Raw genomic sequence first — 19086 nt, 5'->3', positions numbered from 1 at the left:
GGAGGCCGCCGGTGGCGCTAACTCGCCTTTTGCATGAGATAGCGCCGGGCATGCGGTCAGGCGTCCGCGCCGGTGTAGAACGCATCCGCGACGGTGAGGGCCTCGTCGAGGATGGCCAGCCCCTCGCGCACCTCGTCGGCAGTCGTGGTGCACGGCGGGACGACGTGGGTGCGGTTGAAGTGGATGAACGGCCAGAGCCCGCGCTCCTTGCAGGCGGCTGCGAAGTCGTTCATCGGCTTGGCGTCCGCCCCACCGGCGTTGAACGGCACCAAGGGTTCACGGGTCGCCCGGTCGCGCACCAGCTCCAGCGCCCAGAACACCCCGAGCCCGCGGACTTCCCCGATGCTCGGGTGCCGCTCGGCCAGCTCGCGCAGGCCGGGGCCGATGACGTCGGCGCCCAGCGAACGGGCGTGCTCGACGATGCCCTCCTCCTTGAAGATCTCGATCGAGGCGACGGCGGACGCGCAGGCGAGCGGGTGGCCCGAGTAGGTCAGCCCACCGGGGAACGGCCGCTGGTCGAAGCTCGCGGCGATCCGCTCCGAGATCACGACTCCACCCAGCGGCACGTAGCCGCTGTTGACTCCCTTGGCGAAGGTGATCAGGTCGGGCTTGACCCCCCAGTGGTCGATTGCGAACCACTCACCGCAGCGCGCGAACCCGGCCATCACCTCGTCGGCGATCATCACGATCCCGAACTCGTCGCACAGCTCGCGCACGCCCTGGAGGTAGCCGGGCGGCGGCACCAGGATCCCGTTGGTGCCGACCACGGTCTCGAGGATGATCGCGGCGATCGTCTGTGGTCCCTCGACCGTGACGAGGTCGCGCAGGTGCTGCAGCGCACGCACCCCCTCCTCCTGCTCGTCCCGGGCGTGGAACGCGGAGCGGTAGGGGTACGGGCCCCAGTAGCGCACGATGCCCGGCATACCCGGCTCGGACGGCCAGCGTCGCGGATCGCCAGTCAGGGCAATGGCTCCCGCAGTGGCGCCGTGGTAGCTGCGGTAGGCCGCCAGCACCTTGTGGCGTCCGGTGTGGAGGCGCGCCATGCGCAGCGCGTTCTCGTTCGCCTCGGCCCCGCCGTTGGTGAAGAACACGCGGTTGAGGTCGCCCGGCGCCAGCTCGCTGATGAGCCGCGCGGCCTCGGATCGTGCGTCGTTGGCGAACGCCGGGCTGATCGTCGTGAGCCGACCGGCCTGCTCCTGGATCGCCGCCACCAGCTTGGGGTGCTGGTAGCCGATGTTGACGTTGACGAGCTGGCTCGAGAAGTCGAGGTAGCGCTTGCCGGTGTAGTCGGTGAAGTGGGAGCCCAGCGCGTCGGCGATCGGCAGCGGGTCGATGAGTCCCTGCGCCGACCACGAGTGGAAGACGTGCGCGCGGTCGTCGCGACGCACCTGCTCCTCGGTGTTGCTCGTGAAGGCACTGGCCACGGTCAGCTCCTCGATCGTCATCAGCGGGTCCGGGGGAAGCCGAGGTCGACGCTCGACGTCGCCGGGTCGGGCCAGCGCTGCGTGACGACCTTGCCGCGGGTGTAGAAGCTGATCCCCTCGGGGCCGTACATGTGGGTGTCCCCGAACAGCGAGTCCTTCCAGCCGCCGAACGAGTAGTAGGCGACCGGCACCGGGATCGGCACGTTGATGCCGACCATGCCGACCTCGACGTCGTACTGGAACTGGCGGGCCACCCCACCGTCGCGGGTGAAGATCGCGGTGCCGTTGGCGTACTGGTTGGCGTTGATCAGCGCGATGCCCGCTTCGTAGGTGTCGACGCGCACGACCGACAGCACCGGGCCGAAGATCTCGTCGGTGTAGACGGTCATCTCGGGCTGGACGTGGTCGAGCAGGGTGGTGCCGAGGAAGAAGCCCTCCTGCGGGTGGTCACCGGTGCGGCCGTCGACGACGACGCTCGCGCCGGCTGCCTCGCCGGCGTCGACGTAGGCGGCCACCTTGTCGCGGTGCTCGGCGGTGATCAGCGGGCCCATGTCGGTGTCGGGGTCGGCGCCGTCGCCCACGGTCAGCTTGGGCAGCCGGGCGGCGATGGCGTCGACCAGCGGCTGGGCGACCTCGCCCACCGCCACGGCGACCGAGAGGGCCATGCAGCGCTCACCGGCCGCGCCGTAGGCGGCGGACACCACGGCGTCGGCGGCCATGTCGATGTCGGCGTCGGGCAGGACCAGGGCGTGGTTCTTCGCGCCCCCGAGCGCCTGGACGCGCTTGCCGTTGGCGGTGCCTCGCTCGTAGATGTACTTCGCGATCGGGGTCGACCCGACGAAGCTCACGGCCGCGATGTCCGGGTGGTCGAGGATCGCGTCGACGGCGACCTTGTCACCGTGCACGACCGTGAAGACGCCGTCCGGCAGACCGGCTTCCTTCCAGAGCTGGGCGAGGAAGAGGGCTGCGGACGGGTCCTTCTCGCTCGGCTTGAGGATGAAGGCGTTGCCGCAGGCGATCGCGTTGGCGCACATCCACAGCGGCACCATCGCCGGGAAGTTGAACGGCGTGATTCCGGCGACGACACCAAGCGGCTGGCGGATGTTGTAGACGTCGACGCCCGTCGCGGCCTGCTCGCTGAACCCGCCCTTGAGGAGGTTCGGGACCCCGGTGGCGAACTCGACGTTCTCCAGTCCGCGGGCGATCTCACCCGCGGCGTCGGACAGCACCTTGCCGTGCTCGGCGGTGATGATGGCGCTGAGCTCGTCGGTGCGCTGGTGAAGCAGCTCGCGGAAGGCGAAGAGCACCGCTGCTCGTCGGCTGAGCGAGGAGTGGCGCCACTCCCGGGCGGCCTCGACCGCGCTGGCGACCGCGGCGCCGAGCTCCTCGGCGGAGGCCAGGTCGACCTCGGCGGTGACCACGCCGGTGGCCGGGTTGTGCACCGGAGCAGAGCGTCCGGAGGTGCCCGCGGTGGAGCGGCCGTCGATCCAGTGGGAGATGCGCGTCGTCATACCACCCACCATACGATCCACTCGCTGGTAACACAATGTCACTATTGCTATGGTACAAACCATGACCGAGCTCCTGTCCGCCCTCGAGCACCGCCTCGACCAGCCCACCGCGAAGGGCCTCGCCCACGCGGTGTCGGCCGCGATCCGTGACGGTGAGCTGGCCGCGGGCGACCGCCTGCCGCCGATCCGGACGGTCGCGGCAGAGCTGGCGCTGTCGCCCACGACGGTGAGTGCCGCCTGGGCACTGCTGGCGCGGTCGGGCGCGGTCCACGCCGACGGACGACGCGGCACGACCGTGCTGGAGCAGGGCGGCCCGGCCGGTGGCCGCTACCGGCAGGCGCTGCGGCACGAGTCCGTCTTCACCCTCGACCTGTCGACCGGGGTCCCCGACCCTGCGCTGCTGCCCTCGCTCGGCCCGGTGCTGACGTCGCTGACCTCGGCCCCGAAGACCGGCAGCTACCTCGACGACCCCGTCCTCCCTGCGCTCGCGGACGTCCTGCGCGCCGACTGGCCGTATGCCGCCGACCACCTGTCCGTGGTCGACGGCGCCATGGACGCCATGGACCTGGTCGTGCGCACCACGCTGCGCTTCGGCGACCGGGTGGTGGTGGAGGACCCCGGCTTCCCGCCGCTGGTCGACCTGCTCGAGTCGGTCGGTGCGCAGCTGGTCGGCGTGCCGCTCGACGCCGAAGGGCTGTCCCTCGCCGCCCTCGAGGAGGCGCTGCGCGAACCCGTGGCCGCGGTCTTCCTGCAACCCCGCGCCCAGAACCCGGTCGGCGTCACCATGACGGCGGCCCGGGCCCGCGCGATCGCGGCCCTGCTCGACGGCACCGAGACCATCGTCGTCGAGGACGACTCGGCGGCCGGCCTCTCGGGCGAGACGCTCGTGAGCCTGGGACGGTGGCGACCCGACCACACGGCATACATCCGCTCCTTCTCGAAGTCGCACGGACCGGACCTGCGCCTCGCGGCACTCAGCGCCCCTGCCGGACTGCACCGCGCCGTGACGGCGCGACGCGAGCTCGGCCAGGGCTGGTCGAGCCGGCTGCTCCAACAGGTGCTGCTCGGGTTGCTCACCAGCGAGACCGCTCGCGCGGAGGTGGCCCACGCCTCGAGCACGTATGCCGCGCGGCGGGCCCACGTCGTCGACTCCCTGGCCGCGCGGGGCGTGGCGGTGCCGGGCACCGAGGGGATCAACATCTGGGTGCCGGTCCTCGACGAGACGGCCGCCGTCGTGCTGCTCGCCAGTCGGGGCATCGGGGTCGCGGCGGGGGCACCGTTCCGGCTGGGCCCACCTGAGGTGGGCGGGCACGTGCGGGTCACGGTCGGAGCGGTCACGGGAGACCTCGACGAGGTGGCCACCGCCCTCGCCGACGCCGCCCTGGCGGGCGGCCGCCCGGGCCGCGCACGCTGACCCGTATCGACCTGGTCCCGGACGGCACGAAGGCCGGGCTGCAGGGTTGCCCGGCCTCCGGCCCGCCGCCCGAAAGCGGACGTCTCATCTCCCCCGTCGCTGAACGCTAGTCGCGTGAAGGCTGCTTCAGGATCCTTCAATTCGCGTATGAGTGAGGTCGAACTGTTGGGATCGCATCACGAATTTTGCTGCTATTCAACACAATTCGGGCGTCAACCCCGGGGCCGGCGAGCTTGCTCGTGGCGCACCCTCCTGCTGCCCTCCACGGTACTCGCTCCAGCCCGGAAGGGAAGGTCTGGAATAGTTGGCGCGCAACCCGGGCGGGTTCGCATAGTGGCCGAGTGCAGTCGCCTTGAAAGCGACCAGAGGGCAACCTCTCGTGGGTTCAAATCCCACACCCGCCGCCCGCGCCGAAGGGCCCGACCGCCAAGCGGTCGGGCCCTTCGCCGGTGCTGGGAGGGCTCGGCGTCACGCGAGGGTGAGGAACAGCTTCTCCATGGTCGCCTGGTCCTCGGCGTTGATGCCGTCCGGCGACGTGAGGCACTCGCGCATGCCGGAGGAGACGATCGCGAAGCCGGCCCGGTCGAGCGCGCGGTTGACGGCGGCGAGCTGGGTCACGACGTCCTTGCAGTCCCGACCCTCCTCGATGAGCCGGATGACGCCGCCGATCTGGCCCTGCGCCCGGCGCAGGCGGTTGATGACAGGGGTCATGTCGTCGGTGTTGAGGGTGACCATGGCGGGGCTCCTGGGTTGGTGCGTGCGGCGTGCGGTGTCGAGGCGGGGGCGCCCCGGCTGCACTCGGGGCCGATGTGACGGGCCGATTTGACGAGGATACCCCCCAGGGTACTAGTCTGCGAGCAGCTGGATACCCCCCGAGGTATCCTCTCCCTCACCTCCCACCGCGAAAGAACGCCCATGAGCGCCCCCACGACGGCCACCGTGGTCATCGTCCCCATCGACACCCCGACCCTGGGTGACCGCTCCTACCTCGCCCACGACGGCTCGGTGGCCGTCGTCATCGATCCGCAGCGCGACATCGACCGCGTCCTCGCCGTCGCCGACGAGCACGGCGTCGCCATCACCCACGTCTTCGAGACGCACATCCACAACGACTACGTCACCGGTGGCCTTGCCCTCGCCGCGGCCACGGGCGCCGCGTACCACGTCAACGCCGCCGACCAGGTCGCCTACGAGCGCACTCCCGTCAGGGACGGCGAGGTGGTCGAGGTGTCCGACAGGATGCGCGTGCGGGCCATCGCCACCCCCGGCCACACCTACACCCACCTCTCCTACGCTCTCGAAGCCGCGCCGACCGCGGGCGACTCGTTCGAGCCAGTGGGTGTGTTCACCGGCGGATCGCTGCTCTTCGGGGCGACCGGCCGGCCCGACCTGCTGGGCCACGAGCACACCCACGAGCTGGTCCACCACCAGTTCACCTCCGCGCACCGGCTCGCCGACGAGCTGCCGGAGCACACCGCAGTCCTCCCGACCCACGGCTTCGGATCCTTCTGCTCGGCCGGTTCCACCGGCGAGGCCACCGCCTCCACCATCGGCGCCGAGCTGCGGCAGAACCCGGCCCTGACCCAGCGGCGGGAGCGGTGGGTCGCCGACACGCTCGCCGCTCTGGACGCCTACCCCGCGTACTACGCCCACATGGGACCCGCCAACAGCGCCGGACCGACCGAGGCCGACCTGAGCGCTCCGCAGGCGGCGGACAAGGCCACCCTGGCTGCGCGCATCGCGGAGGGCGAGTGGGTCGTCGACCTGCGCTCGCGCACCGCGTTCGCCACCGGTCACGTCACCGGCACCCTCAACTTCGGCCTCGACGGCCAGTTCGCCACCTACCTCGGCTGGCTCATTCCGTGGGGCACCCCCCTGACCCTCCTCGGCGACAGCCCGGGCCAGGTGGCCGAAGCCCAGCGCGAGCTGGTCCGCATCGGCATCGACAAGCTCGAGGGAGCCGCCACGGGCAGGCCTGAGGACTGGACCGACGCAGGCCTCGGCAGCTTCGAGCGGGCGGTGTTCGCCGACCTGTCCGAGGTCCGCCACCACCGCCGGGTGGCCGTGCTGGACGTGCGCCGTGCGAGCGAGTACGCGGACGGGCACATCGACGGCGCCACCAACCTCCCGCTGCACGAGCTGCTGACCCGCATCGCCGAGGTCCCGAGCGGCGAGGTGTGGGTGCACTGCGCCGGCGGGTACCGCGCGTCCATCGCCGCATCCGTGCTCGCCGCCCATGGCCTGCACGTGGTCGCCGTCGACGACAGCTTCGCCGAGAACGCCGTCGCCGCGGGCCTTCCCATGGCGACCGCCGCCTGACCGCCGGTCTTCGACCCCACCGACTCATCCACCGAACTGAAGGAGCACCACCATGTGCCGTGCAGCGAGCTGCAAGGTCTGCGGCAAGACCACCTGGGCCGGTTGCGGCCAGCACGTCGACCAGGTCATGGCCGGCGTGCCGCGCGCGGACCGCTGCCCGGGTCACAGCGACGAGGAGAAGTCAGCCGCGTCCGGCGGGGGCCGGCTTGCCAGGTTGTTCGGTCGCTGACCTCTCCGCGAGGCCGGACACCGACCACAGCGCACCACGCACAGCCGGAAGGAGCCGCACCCGCGTGTCACTCCTCGTCCTGCCGGTCGCACTGCTCATCGGCGTGACCCTCGGCGCCCTCGGAGGCGGAGGGTCCATCCTCACCGTCCCGGCCCTGGTCTACCTGCTGGGCCAGGACCCGCACCTGGCGACCACCGGCTCCCTGCTCATCGTCGGGGCCACCTCCCTGATCGCGCTGGTTCCCCCGCCCGGCGTGGCCACGTCCGGTTCGGGCAGGGCCTGGCCTTCGGTGCGCTCGGCACCGCCGGCTCGTTCGCCGGCTCCGCCGCTGCCGCGCAGGTGCGGCCCGAGGTGCTGCTGACCGCCTTCGCCGGGCTCGTCCTCCTGGTGGCCGTCCTCATGCTGCGCCGCTCGCAGCGACCCGAGGCGGACACTGCGCGTGAGCCCGGGCCGATGCTGTCGCTGCGGCCCCTGGCCTGTGCCTGCCCACGCGTGCTCAAGGTCGTCGTGACGGCCAGCGCGGTGGGGCTGCTCACCGGCTTCTTCGGCGTCGGCGGCGGGTTCGCCCTCGTGCCCGCCCTGGTCCTGGCGCTGTCCATCCCCATGCCCGTCGCGGTCGGCACCAGCCTGCTGGTCATCGCCGTCAACAGCGCCACTGCCCTCACGGCCCGCGCCAGCACGGGTGCCACCGGGGTCGACTGGACCGTCGTCGTCGCCTTCACCGTGGTCGCCGTCCTCGGCAGCCTGGTCGGCGGGCGCCTGACTGCCCGCCTGCCCCCACGGCAGCTGAACCGTGCCTTCGCCGTCCTGCTGGTCGCGGTCGCCGCCTACACCGCGGCGACGAACGCGCCCGCGCTCTTCTGACCGCACCCACGACGCCTGTGCCCGCCGCACACCTCGGGTCACCTGCTCGAGAAGCCTCTGACCTGCGGTCTTGTTAGGGTCGAGGAACCGACCAAAGGATGCGAACCATGGCAAAGCTCTCGTTCCTCGCCGGTCTCGCTGCGGGCTACGTGCTCGGGGCCAAGGCCGGCCAGAAGAGGTACCAGCAGATCAAGACGCAGGCCGACCGGGTCTGGGGCAGTGACCCAGTCCAGGCGCGGGTCGACACCGTCAAGCAGGCCGTGAAGGAGCAGGCGCCCGTCGTGGCGGCCAAGCTCGGCGACGCGGCCAAGTCCGCGGGCGCGAGCGCCAAGGAGCGCCTCACCGGCGAGGACCTTCCCGAGACGACCCACCGCGGCACCGACCGCCGGCTGCACGCGGACACCACCGGGTTCGGACCCGGTCCCGGCCAGCTCCCCTAGCGGACGCGCACAGCGAAGCGGCACGGCATACGAGGTCTGGTATGCCGTGCCGCTCCTGTTGCTGGACGCAACGTTCGTCGCCGAGGAGGTCAGGCCTGGCGCGTGCTGGCAACCCCCGACCAGCACCTTCCTCGACCTGACCTACCCGGCGACTCGCCCCGAAGGGCGGGACGGCAGCACGCCCCCACGACCTGCCGTCCGATCCGCCGGCACCCCTGTGCCCGGCGGCCCTCCACGTGCTGGATCCGTCGCCCCCTGCGACAGATCGTGCACGACATCGGGTTTCCTTTCGTTGTGTCCACCTCGTCCCCCGACCAGGCCTGACAGTGGACAAGAGCGGGGCCCGGGGTGCCTGATACATCGCCGCCAGAAGTTTTTTCCGGCACCTGTCCTGGGCTCCGACGCGCCAGCCCTCCCGCGAGATTTCGGTCGGTGTCCGGTATCACCCGACCCGTGGGCTTCTCCTGTCCGATGAAGCGATCCCTCACTACGCTGAACACCGAACTGCGTGGTCGGCACCACCACAGGAGAATCCCATGGCAGCATCGGCTCCCCCGCCGCAGTCCGGCCCCGGGCCCACGCCCTCGGTCGCCATCCCGCGCTCCGCGGCGCGTCGGCTCGACGTCCGCGTGCTCGACCCCGCGAAGGCGGTGCGCCTCGACGGCGACGACGCCCTGGAGCCGACCCTGTATGCCGGCAACCGCCTGGTCGTGCGCGGCCTCGCCACCCGCTCGGCGCAGGGACCGATCAGTGCGCTGTCTGCGATCGCCGAGCGACTCGGCTACTCCGTGGAGGCCCGCCGCGACGAGCGGTTCGAGGCCCTGGTGGAGCAGAACGAGCTGGGTGACCGGGTCGACCCGGCGGTCTCCACGACCGTGGAGTTCCGGCCGTTGCCCGAGCGCCCGGTCGAGGCCCCGGATGCCTGGCTGATCCTGCAGACGCTGCGCGCCGAGGACCCGAAGTCCGCGAAGTCCGTCAGCCTCAGCCACATCGTGACGGCCACGGGCTACGGCTCCGGCGTCGGCTACGGCTCCGGGGTCGGGTACGGCTCCGGCGTCGGGTACGGCTCCGGGGTGGGCTACGGCTCGGGCGTCGGCTACGGCTCCGGCGTCGGCGACGACGACGTGCAGCTCCCGGGCGGCGGCCCGTCCGCCCGGTGCCCGGTGGTCTGGGGCGCGCCCGCACCGGCACCGACGCGCAAGACCGGGCCGGTCGTGGCGCTGCTCGACACCGGCCTGGGCCAGCACCCGTGGTTCACCGACCGGGTCATCCGGGACGTGGAGGTGGAGGGCCTGCCGATCGGCCTGCGGTTCACGCCGGCCGACGACCCCGAGCTGACCGGGTGCACCCTCGACCGGGTCAACGGCGTGCTCGACCCGCTGGCGGGCCACGGCACCTTCATCGCGGGCATCGTCCGTCAGCACTGCCCCGACGCCACCCTGATGATCGTGCCGGTCATGCACGGCGACGGCGTCACCGACGAGGCGTTCCTGGTCGAGACACTCGGCCTCCTCTTCGTCCGCCAGCTGCTCACCCACGCCAAGCGCGGCAAGGGACCAGCCATCGACGTGCTGTCCCTGTCGCTCGGCTACTACCACGAGACCCCGGGGGCCTTCGACGACGAGCCTGCCTTCGCCGGCATCCTGCGCGGCCTGGCCAGCACCGGCGTCGCGGTCGTCGCAGCGGCCGGCAACGGCGGCACCAACCAGGAGTTCTACCCCGCTGCCTTCGCGGTCGCGAGCGGGTTCGACATCGGGATCGCCAGCGTCGGGTCGCACAACCCCGGCGACGACAGCGTCTCGGTCTACTCCAACACCGGATCGTGGGTCACGGCATACCGGTGTGGCACGGCGGTCGTCAGCACGATGCCGACCACCTTCGACGGCAGCCTGCAGCCGGTGCTCGCCCAGCGCGCCGGGCAGGACCCGGCTCGGGCCACCTGCGACCCCGACGACTACTCCAGCGGCTTCGGGCTGTGGAGCGGCACGTCGTTCGCGGCGCCGGCCTACGCCGGTGAGGTGGCGGCCGCACTGTTGCGCTGCGAGCTCGCCGAGGACGCCGAGCCCAAGACCCGGGTCGAGGGTCACGGCAGGGCGCTCGCCGACCTGCTGGAGCGACGCAAGCACGCCAAGGACGCGCGCCTCGAGCTGCGCCACGCGATCGAGGGGGGCCACCGGTGATGCACGCCGAGGGAGGCACCCGCAGCCTGGCCGAGCTCGCCGCCAACGCGTTCAGCGACTACCGCGACGGCCGCCCCGAGGGCATGTCGGAGCTGGTCGACAGCACGACGGCACTGCTCTGGCACACCGCGCGCGGCCAGGGCCTCAGCTCGGCCCAGGCCGAGGACGTCGTGCAGACCACCTGGCTCGCGCTCGTGCAGCACGCATCGTCGATCACCGACCCGCGCGGTGTCCTCAAGTGGCTGCTCACCACCACCCGCCGCGAGGCCTGGGCGGTGTCGAGGAAGTCGCGGCGTGAGGACGTGCGCGAGGACATCGGCGACGCGCTCGCCGACGTGCCGGTCGCCGGCGACGAGCCCGCCGAGGCCGTCGTCCGCAGCCAGGAGCAGGGCGCGCTGTGGCGCCACTTCAAGGACCTGCCCGAGCGCTGCCAGCAGCTGCTCCGGGTGATCGCGCTGGCCGAGCGTCCCGACTACGCGCAGGTGGCCGAAGCCCTCGGCATGCCGGTCGGCAGCATCGGGCCCACCCGCGGCCGGTGCCTGGCCAAGCTCCGAACAGCCCTGCTCGGCGACCCCGGGTGGGCGACGTCATGACGCCGGAACAGGAGTGGGAGGCCCTCGCAGCAGAACTCATCGACGACCAGGACCTGCGCACCCTGTCGACCCTGCGGTCCATCCTGCAGGCCAGCGACCCGGTGCCGAGCGGCCTGGCCGAGCGGGCCAAGTTCGCGATGTCGGTCGCGGCCCTGGAGGCCGAGATCGCCGAGATCACGACGACCACGGCCGAGCTGGCCGGGGTGCGCTCGACCGACTACGACCGGGCCGGCACGATCACCTTCTCGAGCGAGCAGCTCAGCGCGATGATCACCATCGAGCTGGTCGCCGGAGGGGACGGCGGCACCGCCCGGCTGAGCGGATGGGTCACCACCGGCCCGACGCACATCGAGCTCCGTGAGCGGTCCCGCACCCAGGAGACCACCACGGACGACGCCGGCCGGTTCACCTTCACGTCGGTGCAGCGCGGGCTGGTGCACCTCGTGATGCGCCGGCTCGACGACCCGGAGAGCCGACCCGTCATCACCCCAGCCATCGAGATCTGAGAACCGAGGGACGACATCGAGGTTGCTGACCACCAGGTCGCCGAGCTCCTGGCCCGAGCGCGGAACCTCAACGAGATCGGCCGGTTCCGCGACGCCGAGCGCGCGCTGCGGCGCGCCCTCGCGCTGTCCGACCGGCTCGACGAAGCCGAACGGGTGCCGACCCGGGCCCGCCTCCTCATCACGCTGGCGTGGCCGACGCTCGCGCTGCACGGGCTCGACCAGGCGCTGGCGATGCTGGCCGACTCGCGCGCGCAGAGCGACTCGGAGCGGCTCCGTGCGCTGAGCTGGATCCAGGAGGCGGTCGTCCACGTCTCCTGCCAGGACTGGCACTCGGCGCTGGCCGCGCTCGAGAAGGTGGGCGACGGGCACGCGCTCCTGACGCCGGGCGAGGACGTCGCGGCTCGGATCAACGGCGGCCTGGCGCACCTGTCGCTGCTCGAGCTGGGGGCCGCGCGCGCCGACCTGCGCGCCGCACTGGAGGTGAGCGTCGAGCACGGTCTGGTCGAGCAGGAGTTCAAGGTCCGGCACAACCTCGGGTGCCTCGAGTACTACGCCGGCCACCTGCCCGAGGCGATCCGGCTGATGCGCGAGGCCGACGAGATGACGGTCGACGTCGGTCGGGTCCGGGCGCAGCACGACCTGGCCCTGGTGCTGCTCGAGGTCGGCCTGCTCGACCAGGCCCGCGAGACCCTCGGCCGGGCCCTGGCAGCGGCGCGCCGCGACGGGCACCGCCTGGAGGAGGCCGACCTGCGGCTCGACCTGGCCACGACCGCCCTGCTGCGCGACGACCTCCCGACGGCTCGCGAGCACCTCGATGCGGCGGTGGCCGCCTTCCGCGCGCGCGGCGCCGGCGAGCGCCGCCGCAGCGCGGCACTCCTGCGCGCCTCGGTCTCGCTCGCCGAGGGCGTCGTGCCGCGCGGCCTGGACCGCACGCTCGCGCCGTGGCTGCGCGTCGAACGGCCGGTGACCCCGGACGAACGGCTCGCCGTGCGCGTGCACGTGGAGTCCCTGCTCGCGCGCGGCTCGGTCACGGACGCCGGGTATGCCGTGCAGCGCCTGCGTGGACGGGCGCGGCAAGGCTTCGCGGCCGACATGCACGACCGCCTGCTGATCGCGAAAGTCGCTGCGGCAGAGGGAGACCGGCCCAAGGCACGCCGGGTCGTGCGCACCGCCATGCACCGACTCACCCAGCGGCAGGCCCCGAGCCAGAGCCTGGAGATCCGCTCCGCCCTCGCGTTGCACGGCCGACGGCTGGCCGACTTCGACGTCGACGACGCCCTGGCCAGCGGGTCGGCGACGCGGGTGTTCGAGGCCGTCGAGCGGTGGCGCGCGGTGTCGCACCGGCTCCCCCTGCTGTCCGCACCCGAGGACGAGCGCTCCGCCGAGCTGGTCGCGGAGCTGCGGCTGGCCCGGCGCGAGTCGGCGTCACCGGGGGACGACGGCACGGCGGCGCGGGCCCGCGCGGCCGAGCTCGAGTGGGAGGTCAGCCGACTGGACTGGTCGCGGGCCGAGCAGGACGACGTCGGTGAGGCGGTGGCGCCGGTGGGCCACGGCACCACCCGCGAGCTGCTGCGCGCACGCGGCGAGCAGGCCCTGGTGTGGGTCGCCCAGGGCGGTGAGGAGTTCGTCGTCGTGGTGACCCCTCGGGGCAGCCGGCTGCACCACGTGGGGTCGGCCGTCGAGGTCGCCGGGCTGGCCGACCGGTTGATCCGTGACCTGCGGGCCCACGCGTTCGCCGCGACCAACCCGGCCATGGAGGCGGCGGTCGGCCGCGCGGTCGCCGAGTCCGTGGCCGCCCTCGACGAGCGGCTGCTGACCGGGCTGCAGCTCGCCCACGGCCCGGTCGTCGTCGTGCCCGGTCGCACCCTGATGGCGGTGCCGTGGGGCATGCTGCCCGGCCTGGCCGGGCGGCCGGTGACGGTGGCACCGTCGGTGACCCGCTGGTCGACGCCGCTGCTGACCGCAGGCCCGGTCCTGCAGCGCCCGCTGTCGGTGACCGCCCTGACCGGGCCCCGGCTGGCGCGGGCGGCTGCCGAGTCCGCTGCCGTCGTCCGCGTGTGGGAGGCGGCCGGCGCCGCGGCGAGCGACCACCGGTCGGCCACCGCCCAGTCGGTCCGCGACGCACTGGGCAGCGCGGGCGTGGTGCACGTCGCGGCCCACGGCACCCACGAGCCGCAGAGCCCGTGGTTCTCCTCGCTGCACATGGCGGACGGCCCGGTCTTCGCGCACGAGCTGCCCCGGCCGGCGACCGCGCCGCACGTTGTGCTCTCGGCCTGCGACGTGGGCCGCCTCGACCCACGGCCCGGTGACGAGCCGCTGGGTTTGACCGCCGCCCTGCTGGGTCTCGGGGTGCGCAGTGTCGTCGCCCCGGTCGCCCCGGTGTCCGACGTCGTGGCGGCCGAGGCGATGGTCGCCTACCACCGCGAGCTGGCCGGCGGCCGGTCGGCGTCCGAGGCGCTCGCGGCCACTCTCGCGGAGCACCCGCGCGCAGGAGCCTTCTGCCTCTACGGCACCGACTGGCGGCCCGAGGCTCAGATCCAGAGAGCGGGGTCCCTGAACATCGCCTCGTAGGGGTCCTCGGTGCCCTGCGGGAACCGGATCGTCGCCGGGATGCCCGTCGCGATCGCGCCGGTCGGCACGTCCTTGACCACCACCGAGTTCGCACCGATCTGCACGTCGTCGCCGATGTGCACCGGACCCAGTACCCGCGCACCGGCACCGATGGTCACGCGTGACCCGACGGTGGGGTGCCGCTTGACCCGCTGCATCGACCGGCCGCCGAGGGTGACGCCGTGATAGAGCATCACGTCGTCACCCACTTCGGCCGTCTCGCCGATCACGACGCCCATGCCGTGGTCGATGAAGAAGCGGCGCCCGATCACGGCACCCGGGTGGATCTCGACGCCCGTGACGGAGCGCACCAGCGTCATGACGACGCGCGCGACCGGCTTGGTCCACCCGCCTCGCACCCACAGCCGGTGGGCGAACCGGTAGGCCCAGATGGCGTGCAGCCCGGCGGCGTTGAGCGCCACGTCGACCCGCGAGGTGGCGGCGGGGTCCCGCGCGATCGCGGCGTCGAGGTCGTCGACGATGCGACTGCGCGCGCGCCGTGCATAGAGAGCGAGGGTCATCGGGTTCCGTTGCAGGAGAAGGGTTGGAGCGAGGGGAGGTCCAGTCGGGCTCAGTCGAGCAGGTCGGAGAAGAGGATGGTCGACAGGTAGCGCTCGCCGAACGACGGGATGATGACCACGATGGTCTTGCCGGCGTTCTCGGGCCGGCGCGCGACCTGGTCGGCCGCGGCGAGCGCGGCGCCGGACGAGAGGCCGACCAGCAGGCCCTCCTCCTTGGCAGCACGACGGGCCCACTCGACCGAGGTCTCGGCGTTGACGTCGATGACCTCGTCGTAGACCTCGCGGTCGAGGATCTCGGGCACGAAGTTGGCGCCGATGCCCTGGATCTTGTGCGGGCCGGGCTCGCCGCCGTTGAGGATCGCCGACTCCTCGGGCTCGACCGCGATCACCTGCACCTCGGGCTTGCGGGACTTGAGCACCTGGCCGACGCCGGTGATGGTGCCACCCGTGCCGATGCCGGCCACGAGGATGTCGACCTGGCCGTCGGTGTCCTTCCAGATCTCCTCGGCGGTGGTCTTGCGGTGGATCTCGGGGTTGGCCTCGTTGGCGAACTGCCGGGCCAGGATGCCCCCGCGCTCGGCGGCGATCTCCTCGGACTTCGCGACACAGCCCTTCATGCCGAGGGCGCCCTCGGTGAGCACCAGCTCGGCGCCATACGCGCGCAGCAGGGCCCGGCGCTCCTTCGACATGGTCTCCGGCATGGTCAGGACGACTTTGTAACCACGAGCCGCGCCGACCATGGCGAGCGCGATACCGGTGTTGCCCGAGGTCGCCTCGACGATGGTGCCTCCGGGCTTCAGCGCGCCCGACGCCTCGGCGGCGTCGATGATCGAGACGCCGATGCGGTCCTTGACCGACGAGGCCGGGTTGTAGAACTCGAGCTTCGCGGCGACGGTGGCCTCACTGTCGATCAGCCGGTTGATCCGCACCAGCGGGGTGTTGCCGATGAGCTTGGTGACGTCGTCATGGATGGGCATGCGGGCTTCCTTGCGTCGAGGTGCCGCGCGCGGGCCGTGCGCGCGGACATGGCTGTCGTCCGGTTCAGCGAACCCGACGTTATGTATATTCCAACAGATCGTTATGCACGTTGGCAACGCGCTCTCGGTGGGCGGGCGCGCGGGCGGGGCCACCCGACATACCGCTGACTGCGGCAGCGTCATGCGACGCGACTTTGACACTGCTCACACAGGGGTAAGCAGTCGCTTACCGGCCAGTAGAGTGGCGGCCATGTCTGCGCTCCAGATCGTCGCGCTCGTCGTCTGCGGGGTCGTCACCCTGGTGGCCGTCGCGCTGTTCGCACGGGTCATCCGGCAGTTCCTCGCCGTGTTCCGGCTCGGCCAGCCCGACGTCACCCGTACGGGTGACAAGGGGACCCGCACGGTGACCCTGCTGCGGGAGTTCCTGGGTCACACGCGGATGTCCCGGCTCCCGGTCGTCGCCGTGGCGCACTGGTTCACGATGATCAGCTTCGGGGTGCTGTTCTTCACCCTGCTCAACGCGTTCGGGCAGCTGGTCAAGGCGGACTTCACGCTCCCCCTCATCGGGCACTTCCCGCCCTACGAGTGGGTCACCGAGTTCTTCGCCTGGACCGGTCTGGTCGGCATCATCGCGCTGATGGCGATCCGCCAGAAGAACCACCCGCGCTCAGCCGCCGGCGAGGGTGGTCGGCGCTCGCGGTTCTTCGGCTCGACCTTCTGGCAGGCCTACTACGTCGAGCTGACCATCCTCGGGGTCACGATCTGCATCATCACGCTGCGGGCGCTGGAGTACGCGCTCGACAAGCTCGGCGGCACGACCGGAACCACGGCGGTGGGTCATGCGGACGCCCTGCACTACCCGCTGACCGGCTGGCTCGGCGGCCTCTTCGACGGCGCCTCGGTCGACACCCTCGAGCAGACCATCGTGGTCGTCGCCGCCGTGAAGATCCTGATCTCGTTCGCCTGGATGATCACGATCTCGCTGCAGCCCACCATGGGTGTCGCCTGGCACCGGTTCCTCGCCTTCTTCAACATCTTCCTCAAGCGGCACGCCGACGGGCGCACCTCGCTCGGCGAGCTCCAGCCGCTCATGGTCAAGGGTGAGCCGATCGACTTCGAGAACATCGAGGAGCTCGACGAGGACGCCGCCCTGGGCGTCGGCAAGGTCGAGGACTTCACCTGGAAGGGCCTGCTCGACTTCACCACCTGCACCGAGTGCGGCCGATGCCAGTCGCAGTGCCCGGCCTGGAACACCGACAAGCCGCTCTCCCCCAAGCTGCTCGTGATGGCGCTGCGCGACCACGCGCACGCCAAGGCCCCCTGGCTGCTGGCCGCCGAGGGCGACCGCCCCGGTCTGGGCGAGAGCGCGGCCGCGCTGGCCGAGGTGCCGCTGATCGGCGACACCGGCTACGACATCACCAACCCGCTGGCGGCCTACAACCCGCACGGGCCGGACGCCGTGATCGACCAGGACGTGCTGTGGTCCTGCACCACCTGCGGCGCCTGCGTTGAGCAGTGCCCCGTCGACATCGAGCACGTCGACGCGATCGTCGACATGCGCCGCTACCAGAACCTCATCGAGTCGGCCTTCCCGAACGAGCTCGGCGGGCTGTTCAAGAACCTCGAGAACAAGGGCAACCCCTGGGGCATGGCCGCCCGCGCCCGGCTCGACTGGGCCAAGGACCTGCCGTTCCCGGTGAAGATCCTCGGCCAGGACGTCGAGTCGGCCGACGACGTCGACTACCTGTTCTGGGTGGGCTGCGCCGGCGCCTACGAGGACCGGGCCAAGAAGACCACCCGCGCGGTGGCGGAGCTGCTCGACCAGGCCGGGGTGTCGTTCGCGATCCTCGGCGACGGCGAGTCCTGCACCGGTGACTCCGCGCGGCGGGCCGGCAACGAGTTCCTCTTCCAGATGCTCGCCCAGCAGAACGTCGAGACGCTCAACGAGGTGGGGGCCACCAAGATCGTCGTCACCTGTGCACACTGCTTCAACACCATCAAGAACGAGTACCCGCAGCTGGGGGGCAAGTACGAGGTGGTCCACCACACCCAGCTGCTCAACCGGCTGGTCCGCGAGAAGAAGCTCGTGCCGGTGGCCCGCCCGGCCGACGTGCGTGGAGGGTCGCCGAAGTCCTCGACCAAGGACGTCGCCTCCACTGCCGAGACGGTGACGTACCACGACCCCTGCTACCTCGGCCGGCACAACGGCGTCTACGCCCCGCCGCGCGAGCTGATCGGTGCGCTGCCCGGCGTCGAGCTCAGGGAGATGGAGCGCACCAAGGAGAAGTCGTTCTGCTGCGGCGCCGGTGGGGCCCGCATGTGGATGGAGGAGAAGCTCGGCACGCGGATCAACACCAACCGCACCGAGGAGGCCATCGGCACCGGCGCGGAGCGGATCGCGATCGGCTGCCCGTTCTGCCGGGTGATGATGTCCGACGGCCTCACCGCCGCCCAGTCCGAGGGCAAGGCCGAGGACGTCGAGGTCGTCGACGTGGCCCAGATGCTGCTCGCCGCGGTCAAGCGTCGCGAGGACCCCCAGCCCGAGCCCACCGCTGACAGCGAGCCCCAGCCCGCCCCGGTCGCCTGACCCCGCCCGCCGGCAGTTTCCTTTGCTAGCACAGGAAACTGGTTGAGGGACAGGTTGCAACCTGTCCACGACACCGCAACCTTTGCTAGCAAAGGTTCGTGCACCGTGCGGGGGTATGGCGCGGGGCTGGGTCAGCGGGGCGCGTCGACGCGACGCACGGCCGCTTCGTCGAGCACCCCGGCCTCCGCGCGGGTCGGTGCCGCCCCTCCGCGGTCGGCCGGCCACCACCAGGCGCGCGCCGGGTCGGCCGGCGGCTGCGGGTAGCGGCCCACGAGGTCGTCGACCATCGCTGCGAGCCGTTCGTGGAGCCGGACGGTCAACGCCTCCGGCGACTCTCCCGGAAGGGGCACCAGGGGTGCACCGACCAGCACCTCCACTGCCCTGCCACGACGCAGCGACCACCGCCCGTCGACGGTGAAGATCCGGTGGATGCCCCAGTGTGCGACCGGCACCAGCGGCGCCCCGGTCGCGAGCGCGAGATGGGCCGCCCCACGGCGGAAGTCCTCGACGTCCTTCACCACGAATGCCCGCCCGATGGTGGCCTCCGGATAGACCCCGACCACCTCTCCGGACCGCAGCGCCCACAGCGCCTGCCGGGCGGCGAGCTCACCGTGCGCGCGGTCGACCGGCAGGTGCGCCATCGCGCGCATCAGTGGTCCGGACACCCGCGACCTGAAGACCGACTGCTTGGCCATGAACCGCACCAGCCGTCCGCGCCGCACCGCAGCCAGTCCCACGAACATGAAGTCGAGGAAGCTGCTGTGGTTCGCGGCGACGACCACCGGCCCGGCAGCAGGCAGGTGCTCGACGCCGGTCACCCGGATCCGCAGTCCCAGGGCACGGAACAGCACCCGGCACAGCCGGATGACGACGCGGTAGGTGAGGTCGGGCACGCGGGTGGTTCGTGGCCG

General features: G+C 71.9%; 17 protein-coding genes and 1 tRNA gene. 12 read left to right on the top strand and 6 right to left on the bottom strand.

What is annotated here, in order from left to right; genetic code table 11:
• Window positions 1-56 precede the first annotated feature (56 nt).
• Together BLQ34_RS15305 and BLQ34_RS15300 are read right to left on the bottom strand one after the other, a co-directional pair.
• Window positions 57-1445, bottom strand: coding sequence for an aspartate aminotransferase family protein (locus BLQ34_RS15305; protein WP_091787389.1), 1389 nt, complete (start codon window positions 1443-1445; stop codon window positions 57-59).
• Window positions 1445-2935 carry a CoA-acylating methylmalonate-semialdehyde dehydrogenase gene (locus tag BLQ34_RS15300; RefSeq protein WP_091787386.1) on the bottom strand — a complete coding sequence of 497 codons (1491 nt, stop codon included), beginning with the start codon at window positions 2933-2935 and terminating at the stop codon, window positions 1445-1447. Before BLQ34_RS15300 ends, BLQ34_RS15305 begins: the two co-directional genes overlap by 1 nt.
• Before the next feature lie 61 nt (window positions 2936-2996).
• Between BLQ34_RS15300 and BLQ34_RS15295 the strand changes: the two genes are divergently transcribed.
• Both BLQ34_RS15295 and BLQ34_RS15290 read left to right on the top strand, forming a co-directional pair.
• On the top strand, window positions 2997-4349 hold the full coding sequence (locus BLQ34_RS15295) for an aminotransferase-like domain-containing protein (protein ID WP_091787383.1): 1353 nt from the start codon (window positions 2997-2999) through the stop codon (window positions 4347-4349).
• Between the two features lie 319 nt (window positions 4350-4668).
• Window positions 4669-4753: transfer RNA gene (locus BLQ34_RS15290), tRNA-Ser, on the top strand.
• A gap of 64 nt (window positions 4754-4817) precedes the next feature.
• Here BLQ34_RS15290 and BLQ34_RS15285 read toward each other — a convergent pair.
• Window positions 4818-5084, bottom strand: a complete 267-nt coding sequence (locus tag BLQ34_RS15285) for a metal-sensitive transcriptional regulator (protein ID WP_091787380.1) — start codon at window positions 5082-5084, stop codon at window positions 4818-4820.
• A 180-nt stretch (window positions 5085-5264) separates the two neighbouring features.
• Between BLQ34_RS15285 and BLQ34_RS15280 the strand changes: the two genes are divergently transcribed.
• The 9 genes from BLQ34_RS15280 to BLQ34_RS15240 all read left to right on the top strand — a co-directional run bounded on the left by BLQ34_RS15280 (window position 5265) and on the right by BLQ34_RS15240 (window position 14051).
• Entirely contained in the window at window positions 5265-6668 is a 1404-nt protein-coding gene (locus BLQ34_RS15280; RefSeq protein WP_091787377.1) for an MBL fold metallo-hydrolase, read from the top strand.
• Between the two features lie 52 nt (window positions 6669-6720).
• Window positions 6721-6897, top strand: a complete 177-nt coding sequence (locus tag BLQ34_RS19045; RefSeq protein ID WP_091787373.1) for a hypothetical protein — start codon at window positions 6721-6723, stop codon at window positions 6895-6897.
• Window positions 6898-6961: 64 nt separating this feature from the next.
• Window positions 6962-7258: a sulfite exporter TauE/SafE family protein gene (locus BLQ34_RS19450; protein ID WP_091787370.1), complete on the top strand. Its 297-nt coding sequence runs from the start codon at window positions 6962-6964 to the stop codon at window positions 7256-7258.
• The gene (locus BLQ34_RS15265) at window positions 7177-7761 is read left to right on the top strand and encodes a sulfite exporter TauE/SafE family protein (protein WP_091787367.1); all 585 of its coding nucleotides are present in this window, start codon (window positions 7177-7179) and stop codon (window positions 7759-7761) included. The genes BLQ34_RS19450 and BLQ34_RS15265 overlap by 82 nt, the downstream gene beginning before the upstream one ends.
• A gap of 107 nt (window positions 7762-7868) precedes the next feature.
• Window positions 7869-8201, top strand: coding sequence for a hypothetical protein (locus tag BLQ34_RS15260; protein ID WP_091787364.1), 333 nt, complete (start codon window positions 7869-7871; stop codon window positions 8199-8201).
• 536 nt (window positions 8202-8737) lie between these two features.
• A complete protein-coding gene (locus BLQ34_RS19040; protein ID WP_091787361.1) occupies window positions 8738-10381 on the top strand; it encodes a S8 family peptidase in 1644 nt (547 codons plus the stop codon).
• A complete protein-coding gene (locus BLQ34_RS15250; protein ID WP_091790065.1) occupies window positions 10381-10974 on the top strand; it encodes an RNA polymerase sigma factor in 594 nt (197 codons plus the stop codon). The genes BLQ34_RS19040 and BLQ34_RS15250 overlap by 1 nt, the downstream gene beginning before the upstream one ends.
• Complete coding sequence (locus BLQ34_RS15245; protein WP_157693084.1) at window positions 10971-11480, top strand: hypothetical protein; 510 nt, start codon at window positions 10971-10973, stop codon at window positions 11478-11480. Before BLQ34_RS15250 ends, BLQ34_RS15245 begins: the two co-directional genes overlap by 4 nt.
• Before the next feature lie 153 nt (window positions 11481-11633).
• The gene (locus BLQ34_RS15240) at window positions 11634-14051 is read left to right on the top strand and encodes a CHAT domain-containing protein (protein ID WP_091787355.1); all 2418 of its coding nucleotides are present in this window, start codon (window positions 11634-11636) and stop codon (window positions 14049-14051) included.
• On the opposite strand, the gene cysE is transcribed toward BLQ34_RS15240, so the two are convergent.
• Both cysE and cysK read right to left on the bottom strand, forming a co-directional pair.
• Window positions 14012-14611 carry a serine O-acetyltransferase gene (gene cysE / locus BLQ34_RS15235; protein WP_091787352.1) on the bottom strand — a complete coding sequence of 200 codons (600 nt, stop codon included), beginning with the start codon at window positions 14609-14611 and terminating at the stop codon, window positions 14012-14014. The genes BLQ34_RS15240 and cysE overlap by 40 nt on opposite strands.
• 50 nt (window positions 14612-14661) lie before the next feature.
• Window positions 14662-15588 carry a cysteine synthase A gene (gene cysK / locus BLQ34_RS15230; RefSeq protein ID WP_091787348.1) on the bottom strand — a complete coding sequence of 309 codons (927 nt, stop codon included), beginning with the start codon at window positions 15586-15588 and terminating at the stop codon, window positions 14662-14664.
• 250 nt (window positions 15589-15838) lie between these two features.
• On the opposite strand from cysK, the gene BLQ34_RS15225 reads away from it, so the two are divergent.
• The gene (locus BLQ34_RS15225) at window positions 15839-18175 is read left to right on the top strand and encodes a (Fe-S)-binding protein (protein ID WP_091787345.1); all 2337 of its coding nucleotides are present in this window, start codon (window positions 15839-15841) and stop codon (window positions 18173-18175) included.
• 131 nt (window positions 18176-18306) lie between these two features.
• Here BLQ34_RS15225 and BLQ34_RS15220 read toward each other — a convergent pair whose 3' ends face one another.
• Window positions 18307-19068: a lysophospholipid acyltransferase family protein gene (locus tag BLQ34_RS15220; protein WP_091787342.1), complete on the bottom strand. Its 762-nt coding sequence runs from the start codon at window positions 19066-19068 to the stop codon at window positions 18307-18309.
• Between the last annotated feature and the right edge of the window lie 18 nt (window positions 19069-19086).

It is taken from the genome of Pedococcus dokdonensis, assembly GCF_900104525.1.
Taxonomy (GTDB): Bacteria; Actinomycetota; Actinomycetes; order Actinomycetales; family Dermatophilaceae; genus Pedococcus; species Pedococcus dokdonensis.
The sequence above is the reverse complement of the archived record's forward strand: the minus strand, read 5'-3'. Positions and strand labels throughout refer to the sequence as shown.